The organism is Streptomyces sp. NPDC048248 (assembly GCF_043201875.1).
Taxonomy (GTDB): domain Bacteria; phylum Actinomycetota; class Actinomycetes; order Streptomycetales; family Streptomycetaceae; genus Streptomyces.
This window is the reverse complement of the sequence record NZ_JBICZL010000024.1, coordinates 39,404-59,696: the sequence shown is the minus strand read 5'-3', so window position 1 is coordinate 59,696 and position 20,293 is coordinate 39,404. Positions and strand designations below refer to the sequence as shown.

Below are 20,293 nucleotides of genomic sequence, written 5' to 3'. Positions count from 1 at the left end.
CGCCGACGGTCGCGGCCAGCGTTTTTCGTCAGGAGGGGTGAGCGGTGGCGGTGCAGACTGGAGGTGTGGAGCCTGCTTCGCCCGACGGCACAACGAAAGGGGCTGGGAGCGTGGAGATGACGAAGTCGAACCTGCCCGATGTGGTGTCGCCGGAGGAGTGGTTCGCGGCCCGCAAGGAGCTTCTGGCGGAGGAGAAGAAGCTCACCCGGGCGCGCGACCGGGTCAACGCCCTCCGGCGAAAGCTGCCGATGGTTCGCATCGACAAGCGGTACACCTTCGAAGGCCCGAACGGGAAAGTCGGCCTGGCGGCCCTGTTCGACGGGCGGCCCCAGCTGGTCATGCACCACTTCATGTGGACCTTCGACATCGACGCGGACGGTACCGAGCACCCACGCGACACCGGCTGCCCCAGCTGCTCCTCCGCGGCGGACGGGATCAGCGGACTCCGGCAGCTGCATGTCCGCAACACGACGCTGGTCGCGGTGACCCGGGCGCCGTACGCGAAACTCGACGCGTACCGCGAGCGGATGGGCTGGACGTTCCCCTGGTACTCCTCCGACGGCAGCGATTTCAACTACGACTTCCACGCGACCGTCGACGAGCGCCGCGCGCCCGTACAGATCTTCCACCGCACCGAGGCCGATCTCGCCGAGGCAGGAATGCCGTTTTCGCAGGACCTGCGCGGTGACTGGCCCGGCATCAGCGCCTTCCTGCGGGTCGGGGACGAGGTCTTCCACACCTACTCCACGTTCGGCCGCGGCATCGAGGAGTTCCACAGCGGCTACCCCTACCTCGACCTCACCGCGCTCGGCCGCCAGGAGGCGTGGGAGGAGCCGAAGGGCCGCGCGGAACCGCTCGGCCTGCAGCTCGGCGGCCCCGGCCTGCGCCCGCCCGACGAATACGACGTCTGACGGAGCCGCCCGAGGCGTGCGGCGCCCGATGACCGCGCGGTGGCCCGTCCGGCGCGCCGGACGGGCCCACGAGAGAAGCGGGCTCAGACGGGCAGGCGTCCCTTGCTGCGCATGGCGGTGCGGACGCGCTCCTCGGCGAGGCCGCGGCCTGCGGTTATCCAGCCCACGACCTCCCCCAGGACCGCGGCGCAGTAGGTGTAGGAGGACCCGGCCTTCGGCACCATTCCCGCGAACTCGGCGTAGGCGAACGCCGCGCACAGCGACGCCGCGCCGGCCACCAGGAACGAGATGAGCACCGCAGGTCCTGCGACGTCGCGGGCGACCGCCGCGGCCAGGCTGAAAATGCCGGCTCCGATGATGGCGCCGATGCCGATCATCGTCAGCTGGGTGAGACCGAGGGTGCGCACCATGCGCGCGCCGGACGGCTGTTCGTGCGGAAGGGTTCGCCGGAAGACTCCCTGCGGGCCTCTGCCCAGCAGCGCGGTCAGGCGGGATGTGGACGAAGGGGTGGGGGACATCGCATCGCTCCCTGTCTGCGATCGGCAGGAACGTCAGGGCTGCCGCCGTGGCGGGGGTCACCACTGGCTCGGAACCCTCGCTCACGACGCGCGGTCGGCAGAAGACTCCCCACCACGACAACTTGCCGCTCTGAGGGCAAGCGGAGCTGGTGCACGGTGCGGGGCGGCCTTACCTAACAGGGAGTGCTCTGCCCGGCCCCCGGGGCGGTCTGCAGGATGTCGACAAGTGCCTGGATCGAGGGGCGGTGTTCCGCGGAGGCGCGGAAGACGACGACGATGTGCCGCTCGATCGTCTCCCGCAGTGCCACCACGTCGAACCGCGAGGAGCGCAGTTTGAGCATCAGATCCGTCACGGTGCTCACACCGATGCCCGCTTCCACCAGGCCCAGGGTCGTGGCCGTGTCCGTCACCACGTGCTGGACATCGGGTTCGAGGCCGGCCCGTCTGCACGCGGTCCGCACGGCGCGGCCGTAGTAACTCTCGGCCGAGGGAAGGATCCAGGTCAGATCCCGGGTGTCGGCCAGTCCGACCACCTCGCGGCCTTCCATCGTCCCGGTCGGCACCGCCAGGGAGAAGCGCTCGCCGTACAGCTTGCGCACACACAGCGTCGGATCGCGCGGGATGGGCACGTCCGGATGGTCCAAGCCCAGGGCAAGATCCACATCGCCGGTGGCCACCGCGTCGTAGATGTCGTCGACGTCCATGTCCTGGCTGCGCACGCCGAGCTGCGGATGACGCAGCCGCACCTGCTGCAGGGCCAGGGGAAGGATCTCGACGGCGGCGGTGGCGAAGAGCCCCACCCGCAGTACCCCGGAGATCTCCTCGCGGCTGCGTTCCAGAGCTTCGACCGCTTCGGCCTCGGTGGCCAGGATCCGCTCGGCATGACGGGCCAGCGTCATACCTGCATCGGTGATCTCCACCCGCCGTCCGACCCGCCGCAGCAGCTCCATGCCGGTGGCTCGCTCCAGCGCGGTGATCTGCTGCGAGACACCGCCGGGCGTGTATCCGAGCGCCGCGGCGACCGCGGTGACCGTGCCACGCCTGGTCAGCTCCACCAGGGATCGCAGCTGCGCACTCGTCCAGTCCATATAGAGATCCTAATTAATCGAGGCCAGGAACTGTTCATGGACGTCAATGGTTATCTGCTGCACGATGACGGACCAGACAGCTGATCAGCGTCTCCCCACGCAAGGACGGCCCGGCCCGAGCCCGGGATCACTCCCCGGCTCCGGCGTCGGCTTCCGGAAGGGATCGGCCTCTTGTCCACCTCACCGTTCTTCCGCACCGTGCCGCCGACCGCCGATGTCGTGATCATCGGCGGCGGGGTGATGGGTGCCGGCATCGCCTTCCACCTCGCCGAGGCAGGAGCGCGGGACGTCGTCGTCGTGGAGCGCGGCGATCTCGCCTGCGGCAGCTCCGGGAAACCGATCGGTGGCGTGCGTGCCCACTTCTCCGACCCGCTCAACATCGAACTGGGCAGCAGGAGTCTGCGCGCCTACGAGAACTTCCCGCACCGGCCCGGCGCGGACATCCGCCTCGACACCGTCGGGTATCTCTTCCTGCTGGACAGCGAGGAGCAGGCCGCGGGCTTCGAGCGCAGTGTCGCCCTCCAGAACAGCCTGGACGTGCCCAGCCGGATGATCAGCCCCCAGGAGGCTCGCACGCTGTGCCCCTATGTCAGCACCGACGGCCTGGTGGCCGCCGTGTACTCACCCACCGACGGGCACGCCCGCCCCAAGCTGGTGGTCCAGGGCTACGCGCACTCCGCGGCGGAGGCCGGCGTCGTCTTCGCCACCCGTACCACGGTCACCGGCATGGACACGGAGTCCGACCGGGTCACCGCCGTACACACCGACTGCGGCACGATCACCTGTTCCACGGTGATCTGCGCCGCGGGCGCCTGGTCCGCCACGATCGGCGACATGGTGGGCGTCAACCTGCCCGTACGCCCCGTCCGGCGCCAGCTCGCGTTCACCGAGCCCTTGCACCCTCCCGCCCCCCGTATCCCCTTCACCATCGACTTCTCCTCGTCGGGGTACTTCCACAACAGCGACGACGGATTGCTCTTCGGCCTCGCGGACCCCGACGAGGAAGTCGGCTTCGACACCACCTGGACCCCGCGGTGGCTCGACCTCTTCCGCACCGCCGCACTGCGCAGGGCCCCGGAACTGGCCGACATGGAGATAGCCACCGGATGGGCCGGACTCTACGAGGTCACCCCGGACCACAACGCGCTCATCGGGCGCTCCGGAGAACTGGACAACTTCCTGTACGCCACCGGATTCTCCGGCCACGGCTTCCTCCAGGCCCCGGCCGTCGGCGAGATCGTGCGCGACCTGTATCTCGGGCGGGCACCCTTCGTCGACGTCACTCCCTTCAGCGTCGACCGCTTCACGGCCGGCGCCGGCATCCGACCCGAAGCCCACGTGGTGTGAACACCCCGACCGGAAAGGCAGGCCGGCAATGATCAGCCCATGGCAACTGCGAGCCTCCTTCGCACAGCGCCTCTCGGACATGTACGGAAAGGAAGTGCCCGCCTACACCACGCTGGTGGAGGTCTCCCGGGAGGTCAACGAACACGTCCTGTGCACGCGGGGCGCCGACGCGGAACGCCTGGGATCCATCGGCCGCGTCACCGCTGAACGGCACGGCGCCATTCGCGTCGGCACGCCCGGCGAACTGCGGCAGGTCGCGCGGATCTTCGGAGCCCTGGGCATGTACCCGGTCGGCTTCTACGATCTGAGGGAAGCGGCCGCCAGCGCCGTCCCCGTCGTTTCCACCGCCTTCCGCCCCGTCGAGAGCGAGGAGCTGGCACGCAACCCCTTCCGGGTCTTCACCTCCTTGCTCACTCCCGCGGACCCGAGGTTCTTCGACCCCGAACTCCGCGCCCGCCTGGAAACCTTCCTCGCCGGGCGGGAGTTGTTCCCCGCCGAGCTGCTGACACTCGCCGACCGTGCGGAGGCGGACAAGGGGCTGTCCGACACCGACGCCGAACGCTTCCTCCAACTCGCCGTGCGTGCCTTCGAGCTGTCCTCCGAGCCGGTCGACCAGGAGTGGTACGAAACCCTTGAGGAGGTGTCCGCCGTCGCGGCCGACATCGGCGGCGTCCGCAGCACACACGTCAACCACCTCACCCCACGCGTTCTCGACATCGACGACCTCTACCGGCGCATGACCGACCGGGGCATCGAGATGATCGACGCCATCCAGGGCCCGCCCCGGTGGCAGGGCCCCGACGTGCTGCTGCGCCAGACGTCCTTCCGCGCGCTCGCCGAGACCCGCCCCCTGCGGACCCGGGACGGCAGTGTCACCAGCGGGGCGCTGCGGGTGCGCTTCGGTGAGGTCGAGGCCCGGGGTATCGCCCTCACCCGCCGGGGCCGCGCTCTCCACGACGACCTGCTCACCCGTCTCGACGAACAGGCGAGTTCACAGCCGCACGCCGACCGCGCCGAACTCGCCGGCGCCCTGTGGGACGAGCACTTCCCGGACAGCGAACAGGAACTGGCCCTTCAGGGCCTGGCCTACTTCACCTACCACCTCGCGCCCGACCGGCCAGGTGACGGAAGCAGGCCGCCGACCGATATCGGCGATCTCCTGCGGCAGGGATGGGTCCGGGCCGAACCCATCGTCTACGAGGACTTCCTGCCCCGCTCCGCCGCAGGCATCTTCCAGTCGAACCTCAGTGGCGAGGGATCGAGGAACACCGCACACGAGGGCGCCGCCTACGACAGCGCATGGCTCTCGCGGGCCATCGGCCGTGAGGTCCTGGACCCCTTCGCCCTCTACGAGCAGCAGCAGAACCGCTCCATCGCCGAGGTCGCCCGTGAGCTGCACCTCGCCGACGGACGTGACTGACCCCCCATCCGCCTCCTGAACAGCCAAGGAGCATCATGACCGACACCGCCCTGCCCACCACCGAGGAACTTCGTGCCCGTGCCCGGGCCGGCCTGGAGCGCATCGGCGTCACCGTCGAAGACGGCACCGACTTCCAGGCCCGTACCCCCCTCACCGGCGAAGACCTCTTCGGCCTGCGCGCCGCCACCGCCACCGACACCGAGGAAGCCCTCGACGCCGCCCGTACGGCCTTCCTCGCCTGGCGCACCACCCCCGCGCCCCGTCGGGGTGAACTGGTCCGCAGGCTGGGCGAGTTGCTGCGCGACCACAAGAGCGACCTGGCCGACCTCATCACCATCGAGGCGGGCAAGATCCGCTCCGAGGCGCTCGGTGAGGTCCAGGAGATGATCGACATCTGCGATTTCGCCGTGGGCCTGTCGCGCCAGCTGTACGGCCGCACGATCGCCTCCGAGCGCCCCGGCCACCGCCTCGCCGAGACCTGGCATCCGCTCGGCGTGGTCGGCGTCATCTCCGCCTTCAACTTCCCCGCCGCCGTCTGGTCGTGGAACACCGCTGTCGCCCTCGCCTGCGGCGACACCGTGGTCTGGAAGCCCTCCGAACTCACCCCGCTGATCTCGCTGGCCTGCGACCGGCTCCTGGCCCGGGCAGCAGAAGAGGTCGGCGCCCCCCGGGACGTGCACCGTCTGCTGCTCGGGGACCGCACGGTCGGCGAGAAGCTCGTCGACGACCCGCGCGTCGCCCTGATCAGCGCGACCGGCTCCACCCGGATGGGGCGGGAGGTCGACCCCCGCGTCGCCGCGAGGTTCGGACGCACCCTGCTGGAGCTCGGCGGGAACAACGCTGCCGTCGTCGCGCCTTCGGCCGACCTCGACCTGGCCGTCCAGGGCATCGTCTTCGCCGCGGCCGGTACGGCCGGCCAGCGCTGCACCACCCTGCGCCGCCTCATCGTCCACCGCGACATCGCCGACACCCTCGTCGCACGGCTTACCGCCGCCTACCGGAAGCTCCCCATCGGCGACCCGTTCGACGAGGGCACCCTCGTCGGCCCGCTCATCTCGCCGAAGGCCCTCGACGCCATGCAGGACGCCCTGACCCGCGTCCAGGCCGAGGGCGGCAAGATCCTCGTCGGCGGCAACCGCCGCCTGGCCGACGCCGCCCCGCAGGCCGGCTACGTCGAGCCGGCCCTCGTGCGGGTCGATTCACAGAACGACGTCGTCCGCGAGGAGACCTTCGCTCCCATCCTGTACGTACAGACCTACGACACGTGGGAGGAGGCCATCGCCCTGCACAACGACGTCCCGCAGGGTCTGTCCTCCAGCATCTTCACCCGCGACCAGCAGGAGGCCGAACGCTTCCTTTCCGCGGAGGGTTCCGACTGCGGAATCGCCAACGTCAACATCGGCACCTCCGGCGCCGAGATCGGTGGCGCGTTCGGCGGCGAGAAGGAGACCGGCGGCGGCCGTGAATCCGGCTCGGACGCCTGGCGCGCCTACATGCGGCCGGCCACCAACACCATCAACTACTCCAGCAACCTGGCACTCGCCCAGAACGTCAGTTTCCTGTGAGGCGCGTCCGCACTCGTACCGGCGGCTGAAAGGACCGGCCCCCGCCCCGGCATCGGCCCGGGGGGGGGCTGGACGCCCTCATCCCCCTGCTTCACGGTGCGGCGGCCACGCGGGGCCGCCGCAGTGACGGAGCAGCCGTCACTCGACGCAGACCAGCCCCAGCAGGCACAGGTGCGCCGGCGACGTGGGCTCGGTCGTCGACGGCGATGTCGTCGACGGCGATGTCGTCGACGGCGAGGAGGGCGCCGGCTGCGTCGTGTCCTGGCCCCCGGACGGGGTGCTCGCGTCGGAGGGCTCCGACGCGGTGGGCGCGCTCGTCGTCGGCGTCGCTTCGGGGCGTGCGCTCGCGGTGTGCGTCTTCTTGGACATCGTGGACGCGGTGTGCGGCGCCGTGCTCGGGGCCGCCTGGGGACGTCCGGTGGCCGCTGTGGACGGCCGGCCGCTCGTTGTCGCCGGGGGCGTCGTGGCGACGTCGGTGTGCTGCGCACGGTCGTCGGACGTGGGCTTGCGGGTATCGCTGTGCCGCGAGGCCCGGGAGTCCGGCCGCTCCGGCATCGAGTCGGCGACCGTGCGCTCCGGGTCCGGCGACGCCGCGGCCGCCTGGGTGTGGCCGGCGGACGGCTTGCCCGGCAGCAGGGAGGCGGTCAGGGCGCCACCGGCGATCGCGAAGGTCGCCGCGGCAGCGGCCCGACGCCGGTGCTTCTTCCAGCGCGCCAGCTGCCGGCGCCGGGCCGCGCGGCCCTGGCCGGTGGAGGAGGGAGTGGTGAAGCCGTCGGCCGAGCTGCCACCCGCGATGGCGGGCGCTTCCGCCGTGTCGGCAATGGCGTCCGTGGAACTGCCGCTGACGCCGACCGGCGCGAAATCGAAGCCGAACGGGTCGTGCTGCGGCCTCGAAACCGCCGTCTCCTGGGCGTCCCATGCCTCCCATGTCGCCGTGGTGGCGTCCGACGGGGCATCGGGACGGTAGCCGGGCGGTGCTATGTCCGGTGCGTAAGCACCACATCCCGGGCACATGAGCGCCCCGTTGAGGTTCCGGCGGCACGACGAGCAGTAGTCCATCGGTGATCTTTCTGCTGACTGCGCCGCCAGGGACGCCGGAGACCTGTTCACATTCGCACGCAATACCGAGCGGCCAGTAACGCTAACGACACACACCGCAGGCGGAGGGAAAATCTTGTGATGCTTCCGTGAAGAGTTTTCCGGTCAAGACCCCACTCCGGACATGTCAGCACGAATCCCGGGACGGCTGCCGGACTTGGCGGCATCCCTGTGCCGTCGGCAGCTCCGATGTGAACGACAGCGGTGGTCACGTCCTGCGGATTCCGTCCTACGGCGCGGTGGTTCAGGATGGTGGATATGGCCGATCCCGGTAGAAGAGCCGAAATGTTCGTCGGTGCCGAGCGCGACCCTCGGTTCACCGGTCCCGCGACCGGCGGCGAGCGACGCATGCTCGTCGACTTCCTGGGCGCCCAGCGCGCGACGCTCCAGCGGAAGTGCACGGGCCTGGAAGCGGAGCTGTCCCGCCGGTCGGTCAAGCCCTCCACGCTCTCCCTGCTCGGCCTGATCCGGCACCTCGCCGATGTGGAGCGACGCTGGTTCCGGAAGGTGCTGGCCGGGCAGGACGCGCCGTCGCTGTTCGCGTCGAAGACGCAGCCCGACGGTGACTTCGACGGTGCGGTGCCCGACCCCTCCGTCATCGCCGCGGCGTGGACGGCCTGGCACGCCGAGGTGGCCTTCGCCGAGCACTTCGTCGCCGGGGCACCCGACCTCGACATCGAGGGCGACGACTCGTGGCGCGGGACGGTGTCGCTGCGCTGGGTGCTCCTGCACATGGTCGAGGAGTACGCCCGGCACAACGGACACGCGGACCTGCTCCGTGAGCGGATCGACGGGGCGATCGGTCTCTGAAGGCGTACGACCGGGGCGCTCCGGGGCCGGCTGCCGTGCAACGACGAGCCCGCCACCTCCGATAGCCACCGGCTATCGCCCGCATTCACAATCAGTGGATGGTGCCCGCCGACGGCCTGGGCGAGCCTGGCCGGGACCGAGTCGACCGGCGAAGGGGCAGGACATGGCCTACGTTCCGCAGCGGCCACCAGTGGCGCCGCACCATCTGCTGAACTTCATCGACGGCCGGTGGACGCCGGCCGAGTCGGGGCAGACCCGGACCAACATCAACCCGGCCGATGTCCGCGACCACCTCGGGGAGTTCGCCGAGTCAGGAGGGGAGGACGCCGACCGCGCGGTGTCGGCCGCCTCGGCCGCCCTGCCCGGCTGGCGGGCACTGGGGCCGATCCGCAGGGCCGCCTACCTCACCGAGATCGGCCGTCAACTCGCCGAACGCAGCGAGGAGTTCGCCACTGCGATCACACGCGAGCAGGGCAAACTGCTGAGCGAGGCGCGTGGCGAGGTGGCCCGCGCCCGAGCGGTGCTCGACTTCACCGCGGGCCAGGCCCGGCTCCTCGGCGGGGTCACCGCGCCCGCCGAGGAGGACCGTACCTTCGCCTACACTTTCCGCCGCCCGATCGGCGTCGTCGGACTGGTATCGCCGTGGAACTTCCCGCTCGCCATTCCGGTGTGGAAGGTCGCACCGGCCCTGCTCTCCGGCTGCACCGCGGTCCTCAAGCCGTCCCCGCTCACGCCGCTGACCTCGGCGCTGCTCGTCGATGCCGCACGGCGGACGGGCCTCCCCGACGGCGTGCTCAACCTCGTCCAGGGCGACGCGGCGGCAGGTGAGGCGCTGGTCGCGCACCCGGACGTGGCGGGCATCAGCTTCACCGGATCGCTCGCCGTCGGTACCGCCATCCACACCGGCGGAGCCCCTCGCCTGTTGCGCACCCAGCTCGAACTCGGCGGCAAGAACGCGGTCATCGTGCTCGACGACGCCGATCTGGACCGGGCGGCGGACGCGGTGGTGGCCGGTGCCTTCGGTCAGGCCGGGCAGCGCTGCAGTGCCACCAGCCGCGCGGTCGTCGATCACCGGGTGCGGGACGCCTTCCTCGACCGGCTGGTCGACCGGGTGGCGCCGATGCGCGTGGGGCCGGGCGACGATCCCGCTTCGCAGATCTGCCCGGTGGTCGACACCGCGCGTATGGAGGCGGCGCTGCACGCCGTCGCCGGTGCGCGGCGGGACGGCGGCAAGGTGCTGTGCGGCGGGGAACGGGCGGACGACCCCGGGCTGCCGGAGGGCTGTTACGTCCGGCCGACCGTCATCCGCGATGTGCCCTGGGACAGCGAGCTGGCACAGGAAGAGGTCTTCGGTCCGGTCCTCGCCGTCGTGGACGCGGACGGCTTCGACGACGCCATGCGGATCGCGAACTCCGTCAAGTACGGGATGTCCGGCACCGTCTTCACCGCCTCCCAGGCTCGCGCGTTCGAGGCCGTGGACCGCTTCGAGGCGGGCATGCTGCACGTCAACCGCCCAGGAGTGGGGGCGTACGCCCATCTGCCGCACGTCGGCGCCAAGGCATCCCAGTACGGCCCGCCCGAATGCTCCCCGCAGGTCTGGGACTTCTACACCCAATGGCACTCGGCCTGCATCAGCTACTGACCACGCAAGTGAAAGGGCCCCGGCTGCCGAACGGCGGCCGGGGCCCGTTGCACGGGACCGGTCAGCGTGCGAGCACCTCCTCCGCCAGCCCGAACGACAGGGTCATGCCCGCGCCTCCCACGCCGTTGACGACCGTCACACCGGGCTCCGGATCGACGACGAGTTCGGTGCGGCCGTCCGGCAGCGACGGGTAGCAGCCCGTCCACCGCTCGGTGATCCGCGGGGCGGGCAGCCGCGCGAAGGTCCGCAGATAGTCGAGGATCGCCTCGTTGATGTCCTCCCCGGCGAACGGGTCGTGAGTGGCGGCGTAGGCGTGGCTGTCGCCGATGGTCAGACGGCCGTCCGCGGTCTGCGACAGCAGGACATGGATCCCGTGCTCGCGGTGGAACGGCAGCTCCGCACGCATCCGGGCCTCCAGAGCGGCCCGCGCCGTACAGTCCGCGAACGCGGCGTAGTGCAGCAGCGTCAGCCCGCCGCACAGCATCGGCCCGAGCTGCCAGCCGTCCGGCTGCACCCCGGTCCGCAGCATCTGCAGCTTGCAGCGCACCAGTCCGCTCTCCGCGAAGACCTGCGGATACAGCGTCGCGAAGTCGTTGCCGCTGCACACCAGGATGCGATCCGCGCGCCACTGCCCTGCGGTGGTGGACAGGTGCGGCGCCGCGATGTCGCGCACGGTCGTGCCGAACCGGACGTCCACGCCGTACTCCTCGACGAGGTGGCCGGCAACCGCCGGGATCGCCCGCCGCGGATCGACATTGATCTCGGTGGGACTCCACATCGCCCCGAGCAGGCCCTCCTCGCGCACCGCGGGGCCACGCCGGGCCGCCTCCGCAGCGGTGATCATGGCGGTGCCGCGGTCGCGGGCCGGTGCGGTCGTGGCGACGAACTCCTCCAGGACCGCCAACTCGTCGGACCGATGGGCCAGATGCAGGGAGCCGGTGGGCGCCGCCCACAGCCCCGTCTTGGCGCTGATCTCCTGCCAGATCTCGCGGCTGCGCAGCGCCCGCCGGTAGATCGCGCCGCGCTGCTGCCCGACCGCCCAGATCATGCCGAAGTTGCGGATCGACGCGCCGACGGCATGCTCGTCGCGTTCGAAAAGTACGACCCGGTCGCCGCGCCGGGCGGCGGCCAGGGCATGCGCCAGTCCGACGATGCCGCCGCCGACGACGGCGGTGTCCACATGGGTGATCGCCATGGGAAGTACCCCTCTCTGAAACACGGGCAGGTGGTCACGAAGAGATGCCACTCCGGGAGCGAGGGGTGGCACGGAAATGGCCGCCGGGCGTCAGGCGGTGGACGGCACGCGGTTCCACTGCGGGAGCATCAGCAGACCGGCCAGGAAGGCGGCGGCGGCGAAGCCGTGGAAGAGGGTGGTGCCGGAGAGGAAGCCGGGCAGCAGGCCGCCGAGGATCGCGCCGACGGAGCCGCAGCCGTTGACCAGCCCGGCGGCCGTCCCGGCACCACCGGCGCTGCCGAAGTCGACGGCGGCGACGCAGGAGATCATCGCGTCGGCGGCGTAGACGGACAGACCGATCACGGCGAGCACGGCGATCATCACGCCCGCACTGCCGGTCGACGTCAGCGGCATGAACAGGATGAGCGCCGCGGTCAGCAGCCCGAGCGCCAGCACACACGGTGGCACCCGCCGCGATCGGAAGACGGTGTCGGAGAGCCATCCGATCAGGACCGGGGCCAGCACTCCGGCCACGCCGAAGGCGATGGGGATGAGGGTGGCGCCCAGATTGCCGACCTCGGGCAGCCGGCGGCTGACGATCACCGGGCCCCACAGCAGAATCGCGTAACGGGCCGGTTTGAGCAGGAAGTAGGCGGCGCCGAGGGTCAGTACCATCCGGTCCTGGAGCGTCTCCCGGTAGAGGGCGAGCGGCGACCGCTTCGCATCCGGTCGCCCCGCAGCGGCCTTCTCGGTGGGACGCGTCGGGCCCGTGGGGTCGGTTTCGGCAGGGCCTGGCTCCGCGAGTCCGGCATGCGCGTCCCCGGGCCGGCCTTCCGCGTCCGCCGGACGGGGATGCGCGGGACCGGCGTCCGGTGGCGTATCGCGCTGGAAGACGAGGAAGGCTGCGAGCACCACGGCCAGCGTCGCCGCCCCGGCCAGGAACGCGGCATGCCAGCTGTCGAAGACCGAGTAGGCCCACCAGCCGAGGAAGGGCGGCGCGGCCAGGCCGCCGAAGGCGTAGTTGCTGCTCCAGATGCCGAGCACCCGGCCGCGTTCGCGCACCGGGAAGAAGTTGCCCATGTTCTTGCACAAGGGCGCCCACCCCGCCGACTGAGCGAGCCCCTGGACGGCCATGGCGCCGCCGAACACCAGCAGGGCGCTGCTGACGCCCATCAGGCAGGAGGCGGCGATCGCGCCGATCATGCCGCCGACCACCACCACCCGCGGTCCGAAACGGTCTGCCCACATGCCCCACAGGAACTGCCCGACGGCGTAAGCGGCGAGATACACCGCGTCGATCACCCCGAGCACCTGCTCGGTCAGCACGCCATGGACTGCGGGGTCGTCAAGGATCCCGAGTTTGGCGACGGAGAACGCCTGTCGGACGAAGTAGAAGCCGGCATACGCGAGCCAGGTGATCGCGAAGATTCGGCGTCGCCAGTGGAGGGTTTTTCGCAGGGCGTCGCGGGTGCTGGTAGGCGGCGGTGGGCCGTGCGGAACGGGCTGCTGTGCGAGGTCGGCCATCGTGGCGTCCTGTCCTCGGCGTGAAGGGTCGGGGAGGCAGCGCGGGGGGTTGGGCGGAGCGGTTCAGCGGTACTGCGGCCAGTGGGGAAGCAGACATGGGTCGGCCCCGGCGCGCGCCTCGGCGGCACGCCGGGGCCGGGGGAGCGGGGAATGCAGGAGGGGGAAAGCGCGGGAAGGAGCTGCCGAACGGAAACGTCAGCCGGTCAGCGGCCGTCCCGCCGCCAGCGCCGTCCCCACCCAGTAGCTGTCGAAGTTGCGCAGCCGGTGCCCGTCGGGCAGCGGCCCGGTCGGCTCGTTCACCAGGAACGGCACCCGTTGCTCGGTCAGCCCGCCGTGCGAGCGCAGCGGCTCGGTGAAGCCGGAGATGTCGTGCCGGTCGGGGGTGGTGCCCAGTGCGGTGTTCCGCTCGGAGATCACGACGAGTTCGCCGATCCGGTCGCCCGGCAGCTCGAAGCGTGCGCACGCCTCCTCCCGGGTCAGCACCGTCGCCACGCCCGCTACGGCGGTCAGCTCTGCGATCAGCGCGGCGGTGGCCGCGGCGTCGGTCGCCGCCGGCAGATGCACCGTGGCGTATGAGCCCAGTGCCCCGTGGTGGACCGTGTACGGGTCGGTGATCGGCAGCACCACCCGCGCGGCGCCCGCGCCCAGCGCACGGTCCAACCGGTCCTGCAAGAACACCACTTGGGCCTCGCCCGCGCCGTCGCTCTTGGCGTTCATCCCGTGGTCGGCGGTGACCACCAGGACGGCGCCGAGCGCGTCGATCCGCGCGAAGTAGCGGTCGAGCATGGCGTAGAAGTCGTTGGCGACGGGCGATCCGGGCGCGTGCTTGTGCTGGATGTAGTCCGTCAGCGACAGATACATCAGCTCCGGGCGGTCCCGCTCCAGGACGTCGACGCCGGCGGCCAGCACCAGTTCGCTCAGCTCGGCGCTGTAGACCGAGGGCAGCTCCATCCCGACGCGTTCCAGGACCTTGTCGATGCCGTGCTCGGCCTCCGTGACCTGGTCGGCCTTCTCCGCCGAGAAGCAGATCCCGCCCTCAAGACCCTGGCCGAGCAGCCGCCGCAGCTTGTCCTTCGCGGTGATGACCGCGACCCGTGCGCCCTGCTGGGAGAACGCCGAGAAAAGGGTCGGGGCGCGCAGCAGCGCGGGGTCGTTCATCATGACCTCGGCGTCCGCCGCCGGGTCGTAGAAGTAGTTGCCGCAGATACCGTGCACGGACGGCGGCACGCCCGTCGCGATCGAGAGGTTGTTGGGGTTGGTGAAGGACGGCATGGTGCAGTCCGCGCGCAGATCGCTGCCCTCGTCGAGCATCCGCTCCAGGAAGGGCATCCGGCCGTCCGCGACGGCCCGTTCGTGATAGGCGTCCTCGCTGCCGTCGATGCACACCACGACGACCGGGCGCCGCGGCCAGGCGTAGTCGCGGCCGTTCACCCGCAGTTGCTCGGCACCGGCTCGGTTCATGTACGGATCCACCCCTGAGGTCGATGTCGCCGGGCGGTCCGATCCGCCCTGCCCCTCATGGGTAGCACCGGCCGTCAGCGCCGTAGAACCACCGAAATCGCTATACCGGCCATAGCCTTTTGCGCGCGGCCCGGCTCCCTGTCCGCGCCCCGGCAGGGGGCTACGCTCGCCGTGTCGGCCGGGTCGGCCGTGTCGGCGCGGCGTGCCTCCGGCGTGAGTGTGCGCGGATGGGCCGGAGCGCCGCCGGTGCTCCGGCCCCTCGGGCAGGCTGGGGCGTCGGGAGTTCCCCTAGGCGGTCGGCCCGCTCCCGTGCCCGGCGTCGAGCCGTCGGCGCCGGTGCTGCGTGAGATAGCCGACCGCGCCGACGGCCAGCAGCAGGATGACGGTGCCGAGCGTGAACGATTCGAAGGCCGTCCGGGAGACGCCCCAGGTGTCCCGGAAGTCGTACTCGATGCCGACCAGCGGTTCCAGGGTGCCGGGGAACAGCGCCACCCAGGAGCCGAGCAGGATCCAGGCGTAGGCCAGCAGGGTGGCGATCGTGAACCCCCCTGAGCCGAAGGGGACACGGTAGGGCCGGTGCACCTCCGGGCGCCGCAGCCGCAGTGCGAGGAGCGACGGCACGACGGCGAGGTAGGACAGCAGCAGCGTGGTGATCGCGACGGTCAGCACCACACCGAAGATGGCGCCGGTGTCCCCGCTCGCCAGCTGCATCGCGGCGACCATGAAGACGGTCGCGGTGACGCCGGAGAGGAGATTCATCAGCACCGGCGTGCCCAGCCGGGCATGGAACTCGCCGAGCCGCCGGCTGAAGAATCCGCCGTCCGCGGCGGCCATCGCCTGCATCCGGTCGGCGACGATCATCCAGGCGCTGCCCTGGGTCAGCAGGCCGAAGACGAAGAGCACCGCGACGGTGGTCAGCAGCGGCCCCCGCCAGTCCCCGTACACCCCGAAGACCAGCCGGGAGGCATCCAGGAAGCCGCCGATGCCGGTGACCCGACCGGCCGGCGCGGCGGACAGGATCGCGAGCACCGGCAGCAGGTAGCAGCAGGTGGCGATGAGTCCGGAGGCGCCGATCGAGACCGGGATGTCGCGCTGTGGGTCGTGCATCTCGTCGCCCGCCGCGTTGGGCGCCTCGAACCCGACGAAGGCGAACAGGAGAACCGGCACCAGCGCAAGGAATCCGGCGCCGGTGGGGGAGAACCCGGCGTCGTCCAGGCCCGGGAAGTCGTGCTGGACGCCGTACGCGACGGCCGTGCCCGTGAAGAAGGCCAGGGAGAGGACTTTGGCCCCGGCGCCGGCCGTGGTGATCCATTTGCCGCGGCGCAGCGAGACGACCGCGGTGAGGATGGCGGTCCAGATGAAGACCAGCTTGAAGGCGTAGTCGGCCGCCGTGCCGGAGCCGAGCGGAGAGACGAAGCCGTCCCACGCCTCGGCGGCGATGAACACCAGGGAGCCGCCGAGCCAGACCGGGTTGGTGACCCAGTAGAACAACGTGGTCAGGGCGGCCGCGAGCCGGCCGAAGGCCAGTTCCACCCAGACGTACGGGCCGCCCTCCTGCGGGAAGGCGGCGCCGGTCTCGGCGAAGATCAGGGCGTAGGGGATCAGGAAGGTCACCGCGACGACGGCGATCCAGGTGGCGGCCTCGCCGCCGCCGGCGGCGATCTGCCCGATCACGTCGAAGGAGATCACGGCGGCGACGCCCATCGCCATGATGTCGAAGCGGCGCAGGCTGCGCTTCAGATGGGGGACGGGGGCTGGGGCGGACACGGCAGGGGCCTCCTGAGGGCGGAGCGGTCCGGTCAGTCGCTGATCTCGCCGGTGGGGCGGGTGCGGGCGAGAACGGACCGCAGCGCGCCGACGGTCTCCTTCGCTTCCGCCTCGGTCATCACCAGCGGCGGTGGGAGCACGATGCTGTGCGCCGAGTCCCGCACGATCACCCCGGTCTCACGCCGGATCACATCGTGCGGCATCCGCTCCGGCAGCATCGGTAGCGGCGCGCGGGTGTCGCGGTCGGCGACCACTCGACGGCCGGCATCATGCCGACCGAACGAACCTCCCCCCCCACGATCTCCAACCCGCCCATCTGGGAACGGAGTTCACGGCGCGACGTGCCAGAGGCGGGCGGGGTCGAGGGGCGTCAGCCGGGTCGCGATTTCGATGGCGCGGTCGTTGCGGATCCCGTTCCTGGCCACCGATCTCTACACCGCCCCGACCCGCCCACCTCGGTGGCGCCGACCTGCCCTGGCTCGTCGGGCTGATCGTGACCGCGCCGCTGTACTACCTCTGGGCACGCTCGCGCGGGATCGGGGAACTCGGTGGCGGACGGGGACGGCGAGGGCGTCCCCTCCGCGGCCCGGCAGCGGTGCAGCGGGCCCGCAGGTCGGGGGAGGCTCTCCGACCCCTGTCCATCGAGGACATGCCCGGCTAGGCTCGCCGCGCTGTCGATCATGAGCTGCCGTGCGGTGCGGGCCGCCGGCCGCCGACCATCGCGGGAGGGCCGTGGAACTCAACCTCCACCGACTGTGGATCTTCATGCAGGTCGTCGAGCACCAGGGCTTTTCCGCGGCGGCGCAGAAGCTGTACATGAGCCAGCCCTCGGTCTCCAACCAGGTGCGCAGGCTGGAGCAGTCGCTGCGGGTCACCCTCATCGACCGCTCCGGCACCCGCGCCAGACCGACGGCCGAGGGGGAGGTCCTGGCCGAATACGGCAAGCGGGTCTTCCTGCTCGCCGAGGAGGCCGTCGCGGCCGTCCAGCAGGTCGGCGGCCTGGTCGCCGGCCGGCTGCTGATCGGCGGCTCCACCACCGTCGGGACCTACCTCCTGCCGTCGCTGCTGGCCCGCTATCAGCGCCGGTACCCGGGGATCGACTGCGATGTCTTCGTCGGCAACTACGAGACCGTGCAGGAACAGCTGCTCGGCGGCGGAATCGGCGTCGCGGTGGTGGCCGGCACGCCGCACGGCGACCGGTTCGTCGTCGAATCCGTCCTGGACGAGCGGCTGGTCCTGATCGCCGCCCCCGGACACCCGCTCGCCGACCGCGCCACGATCCGTCCGGACGACCTCGGTGGCGCCCGGTTTCTGCTGCGCGAGCCCGGCTCGCAGACGCGTGAGCTGCAGGAACAGGTGCTGGCGGACTGGGGCCTCGCGGGTGCGTCGCGGGCGGACATCTGGGGTCCCGAGGCGGTCAAGCAGTGTGTGGCCGCGGGTATGGGCCTCGCCCTGATCTCCGAGCACGCCGTGGTCCACGAGGTGCGGACCGGGGCCCTGCTGACCCTGCCCGTCGCACCGGCCCCCCAGCCCCGCCCCATCAGCCTCGTGCGCCGCCGGGACCGTCTGCTGTCGCCCGCGGAGCGTGCCTTTCTCGACCTGCTGCGCGGGCTGCGGCACTGGCCGGGAGAAAGGGACGAAGCGGACGGCGGCGCTTGCCGGTGCTAGCGATTGCGCGCTAGCGTGGAGGGGTGGCGAAGACACAGTTGAACGTCCGTGTGGACGAAGCCACCGCCGAGACGGCGCGGGAGCGCGCCCTGCAGCGGGGAGTCAGCGTGAACCGCTATATCGAGGAGCTCGTCCTGAAGGACGCAGGAGAGGTCGGCCAGACGTTCGTCGAGGCCGCCTCCGACTTCATGAAGCAGTACGAACGGGTCTTCGCCGAGGAATTCGGCGTGGAGCCGGGCGGCGGCCGAACCGCCACCACGGACCGGGAAGGACAGCCGGGCACCACGTGACACTGCGCATCGATCTCGCCTGGCTCCTTCTGATCGCCGAACACCACACCCCCGGAGACCCCCAGGTCACCGACTGGGGCGCGCTGGTGGCCGCCGTGGGCCGCCACGAAGCGGAGATATTCGGCGTACCCGTCTACACCGAGCCCCAGGACCGTGCCGCGGCTCTCCTCCAACTGCTGCTGCGGGTACCGGCGTTGGAGCGCTCGAACGCGATGTTCGCCACCGCCGTGGCCTACGGCTACCTCGTCGCGAGCGGGCTGAAGATAGCCACCTCCCCCGAGCAGGTCCGCGACCTCGCACGCCTCGTCAAGGAAGGCGAGGCCGACGTCCACGCCATCGCGGAGGAACTGCGCACCTGGACGGTATGAGCGCGCAGGGCCCTCGCCCTCGCGATTCCGCGCCCGCCGCGGCCCGGCTCACGGAGCGGGGCGCGGCCGCGCGACGGTGATGATCTCCGGTGAGTCCGGCGTCAGAGGGCTGCGGTCCCAGTCGCCGTACTGCTCCGCGGCGGTGAGACCGGCGTCGGAAAGCAGCCGGGGTATCGCATCGGCGCCCAGGAAGCGCAGACGGCTCCGGCTCACCCGAGGGCGGTCCGCACCCGGTTCGCCGAACGTCGTCGAGAAGCGGACCACTTCCCCGTCGACGGGCAGCTCCACCTCGTGCGCGACCCGGGCCGTGACGCCTTCGACGTTGGTCACCTCCACCGCCCGGTCCGGCGTCCACCGCTCCCAGGGGCGCACGAGCGGGTTGCGGGTCTCGAAGACGAACCGGCCGCCGTCGCGCAGCGCGTGCCGGATCGTGGCGAGGGCGGTGCGCAGTTCCTCGTCCTCGGTGAGGACCTGGAAGGCGTGGCCGGTCATCACGATCAGGTCGAAGGACGACGCCCGGGGCAGGCGGGAGAGGTCGCCGTGGATCCAGGTGATGTCCCTGCGCCTCCGGGCCCGTGTGAGCATCGCGGCGGCCGGATCGAGTCCGCACAGCCGCCCTCGGTGGCCACTCTCCCGTGCGCGGTGCAGAAGGGTCCCGGTGCCGCAGCCGACGTCGAGGACGGAACCCGCGGACATCACCAGTTCCAGAAAGAAGGGTGTCACCCGGCCCCCAGGGGTTGAGGACGTCGTACCACTCGGCGAGAGCGTCATCGCTGTAGGCGTCATCGACCATGGCGGCAGTGTGGCAGGCCCTGCGTCGGAGTCCCCTTACCCGGCTTCCGCGTACGCCGTGCCCACTGCGGCCGCTGTCGGCCGTCTCCCGCGACCGGCGTCACTCCGCCACGCCGAAGGCGCCCGTGCCGCCGAGTTCTTCGGCCAGCCAGTCGGGGGCCGTGGCGCGGAAGGCGCTCGGCGGCAGCGCGCCCGAGCCCTCCGGCACCAGGCCGAGCAGCGGGGCGCCCGCCACGTCCGCGAACTCCGCGAGGTTGCAGCGGGCCGCCAGATCCGGCGCGACGGGCCAGCTGCCGACGACGACGCCTGGTGAGCGAAGGCCGTACGAGCGCAGCGCGAGAGCGGTCAGCGCGATGGCGTTGAGGGTACCGAGACCGGCCTGGGCGACCACCAGGACCGGAGCGTCCGCGAGCCGGGCGGCGTCGGCGAGGGTGTGGCCCTCCGCGTCGAAGCGCACGAGCAGGCCGCCCGCGCCCTCGACCAGCACCAGGTCGTGCGAGGCGTCCAGCTTGGCCGCGGCCTCCGCGATGTCGTGCGGCAGCACCGGCGGCAGCCCCGCCCGGAGTGCGGCCGTAGCGGGCGCCAACGGCTCCGGGTAGCGGGCGAGTTCGGCGGTGGTGACCGGGCCGGCCAGCCGCTGGACCTCCGCCGCGTCCCCCGGCTCCCGCGCACCGACCCCGGTCTGGGCCGGCTTGAGCACCGCGACCGAACGGCCCCGGGCGAGCGCCGTCGCGGCGATCGCGGCCGTGGTGACGGTCTTGCCGATCTCCGTGCCCGTGCCTGTCACGAACAGCACCGACATGGTGTGCCTCCGAACTCCGCTCCCAGGAGGGCGCGTGGAAAGATGTGG

Annotated in this window: 18 protein-coding genes and 1 pseudogene; 9 read left to right on the top strand and 10 right to left on the bottom strand. The window is 71.4% G+C overall.

What is annotated here, in order from left to right; all coding sequences use genetic code 11:
- Positions 1–116: 116 nt before the first annotated feature.
- The gene (locus ACGFZW_RS34630; RefSeq protein ID WP_393897282.1) at positions 117–911 is read left to right on the top strand and encodes a DUF899 domain-containing protein; all 795 of its coding nucleotides are present in this window, start codon (positions 117–119) and stop codon (positions 909–911) included.
- Between the two features lie 158 nt (positions 912–1,069).
- Here ACGFZW_RS34630 and ACGFZW_RS34625 read toward each other — a convergent pair.
- Positions 1,070–1,321, bottom strand: a pseudogene (locus ACGFZW_RS34625) (amino acid permease); the annotation flags it as partial.
- 281 nt (positions 1,322–1,602) lie between these two features.
- The gene (locus ACGFZW_RS34620) at positions 1,603–2,517 is read right to left on the bottom strand and encodes a LysR substrate-binding domain-containing protein (protein WP_393897281.1); all 915 of its coding nucleotides are present in this window, start codon (positions 2,515–2,517) and stop codon (positions 1,603–1,605) included.
- A gap of 171 nt (positions 2,518–2,688) precedes the next feature.
- Here ACGFZW_RS34620 and ACGFZW_RS34615 point away from each other — a divergent pair, with 171 nt between their 5' ends.
- From ACGFZW_RS34615 to ACGFZW_RS34605, 3 genes are read left to right on the top strand one after another with little or no spacing between them, the layout of a single operon-like run.
- Positions 2,689–3,864, top strand: a complete 1,176-nt coding sequence (locus ACGFZW_RS34615; protein WP_393897280.1) for an NAD(P)/FAD-dependent oxidoreductase — start codon at positions 2,689–2,691, stop codon at positions 3,862–3,864.
- A gap of 28 nt (positions 3,865–3,892) precedes the next feature.
- Positions 3,893–5,284 (top strand): 2-oxoadipate dioxygenase/decarboxylase family protein, encoded by a 1,392-nt coding sequence (locus tag ACGFZW_RS34610; RefSeq protein ID WP_393897279.1) that lies wholly within the window; start codon positions 3,893–3,895, stop codon positions 5,282–5,284.
- A 35-nt stretch (positions 5,285–5,319) separates the two neighbouring features.
- A complete protein-coding gene (locus ACGFZW_RS34605) occupies positions 5,320–6,849 on the top strand; it encodes an aldehyde dehydrogenase family protein (protein WP_393897278.1) in 1,530 nt (509 codons plus the stop codon).
- 138 nt (positions 6,850–6,987) lie between these two features.
- On the opposite strand, the gene ACGFZW_RS34600 is transcribed toward ACGFZW_RS34605, so the two are convergent.
- Positions 6,988–7,863, bottom strand: coding sequence for a hypothetical protein (locus ACGFZW_RS34600; protein ID WP_393897277.1), 876 nt, complete (start codon positions 7,861–7,863; stop codon positions 6,988–6,990).
- A 369-nt stretch (positions 7,864–8,232) separates the two neighbouring features.
- Between ACGFZW_RS34600 and ACGFZW_RS34595 the strand changes: the two genes are divergently transcribed.
- The gene (locus ACGFZW_RS34595) at positions 8,233–8,757 is read left to right on the top strand and encodes a DinB family protein (RefSeq protein WP_393897276.1); all 525 of its coding nucleotides are present in this window, start codon (positions 8,233–8,235) and stop codon (positions 8,755–8,757) included.
- A gap of 163 nt (positions 8,758–8,920) precedes the next feature.
- Entirely contained in the window at positions 8,921–10,399 is a 1,479-nt protein-coding gene (locus tag ACGFZW_RS34590) for an aldehyde dehydrogenase family protein (RefSeq protein ID WP_393897275.1), read from the top strand.
- Between the two features lie 61 nt (positions 10,400–10,460).
- On the opposite strand, the gene ACGFZW_RS34585 is transcribed toward ACGFZW_RS34590, so the two are convergent.
- The 5 genes from ACGFZW_RS34585 to ACGFZW_RS34565 all read right to left on the bottom strand — a co-directional run bounded on the left by ACGFZW_RS34585 (position 10,461) and on the right by ACGFZW_RS34565 (position 16,579).
- The gene (locus ACGFZW_RS34585; protein WP_393897274.1) at positions 10,461–11,594 is read right to left on the bottom strand and encodes a TIGR03364 family FAD-dependent oxidoreductase; all 1,134 of its coding nucleotides are present in this window, start codon (positions 11,592–11,594) and stop codon (positions 10,461–10,463) included.
- Between the two features lie 90 nt (positions 11,595–11,684).
- The gene (locus ACGFZW_RS34580; protein ID WP_393897273.1) at positions 11,685–13,097 is read right to left on the bottom strand and encodes an MFS transporter; all 1,413 of its coding nucleotides are present in this window, start codon (positions 13,095–13,097) and stop codon (positions 11,685–11,687) included.
- 195 nt (positions 13,098–13,292) lie between these two features.
- Entirely contained in the window at positions 13,293–14,558 is a 1,266-nt protein-coding gene (gene phnA / locus ACGFZW_RS34575; RefSeq protein WP_393897272.1) for a phosphonoacetate hydrolase, read from the bottom strand.
- Between the two features lie 288 nt (positions 14,559–14,846).
- A complete protein-coding gene (locus ACGFZW_RS34570; protein WP_393897271.1) occupies positions 14,847–16,325 on the bottom strand; it encodes an APC family permease in 1,479 nt (492 codons plus the stop codon).
- A 32-nt stretch (positions 16,326–16,357) separates the two neighbouring features.
- Positions 16,358–16,579, bottom strand: a complete 222-nt coding sequence (locus tag ACGFZW_RS34565; protein ID WP_393897270.1) for a hypothetical protein — start codon at positions 16,577–16,579, stop codon at positions 16,358–16,360.
- Between the two features lie 478 nt (positions 16,580–17,057).
- Here ACGFZW_RS34565 and ACGFZW_RS34560 point away from each other — a divergent pair, with 478 nt between their 5' ends.
- Genes ACGFZW_RS34560 through ACGFZW_RS34550 form a run of 3 tightly spaced genes read left to right on the top strand, consistent with a single transcriptional unit; the run spans position 17,058 to position 18,651 of the window.
- The gene (locus tag ACGFZW_RS34560) at positions 17,058–17,993 is read left to right on the top strand and encodes a LysR family transcriptional regulator (RefSeq protein WP_393897269.1); all 936 of its coding nucleotides are present in this window, start codon (positions 17,058–17,060) and stop codon (positions 17,991–17,993) included.
- 23 nt (positions 17,994–18,016) lie between these two features.
- Complete coding sequence (locus ACGFZW_RS34555) at positions 18,017–18,283, top strand: hypothetical protein (RefSeq protein ID WP_393897268.1); 267 nt, start codon at positions 18,017–18,019, stop codon at positions 18,281–18,283.
- Complete coding sequence (locus ACGFZW_RS34550) at positions 18,280–18,651, top strand: fic family toxin-antitoxin system, toxin component (protein ID WP_393897267.1); 372 nt, start codon at positions 18,280–18,282, stop codon at positions 18,649–18,651. Before ACGFZW_RS34555 ends, ACGFZW_RS34550 begins: the two co-directional genes overlap by 4 nt.
- A gap of 48 nt (positions 18,652–18,699) precedes the next feature.
- Here ACGFZW_RS34550 and ACGFZW_RS34545 read toward each other — a convergent pair whose 3' ends face one another.
- Both ACGFZW_RS34545 and bioD read right to left on the bottom strand, forming a co-directional pair.
- Positions 18,700–19,374 carry a class I SAM-dependent methyltransferase gene (locus ACGFZW_RS34545; protein ID WP_393897266.1) on the bottom strand — a complete coding sequence of 225 codons (675 nt, stop codon included), beginning with the start codon at positions 19,372–19,374 and terminating at the stop codon, positions 18,700–18,702.
- Between the two features lie 169 nt (positions 19,375–19,543).
- Positions 19,544–20,245: a dethiobiotin synthase gene (gene bioD, locus ACGFZW_RS34540; protein ID WP_393897265.1), complete on the bottom strand. Its 702-nt coding sequence runs from the start codon at positions 20,243–20,245 to the stop codon at positions 19,544–19,546.
- Between the last annotated feature and the right edge of the window lie 48 nt (positions 20,246–20,293).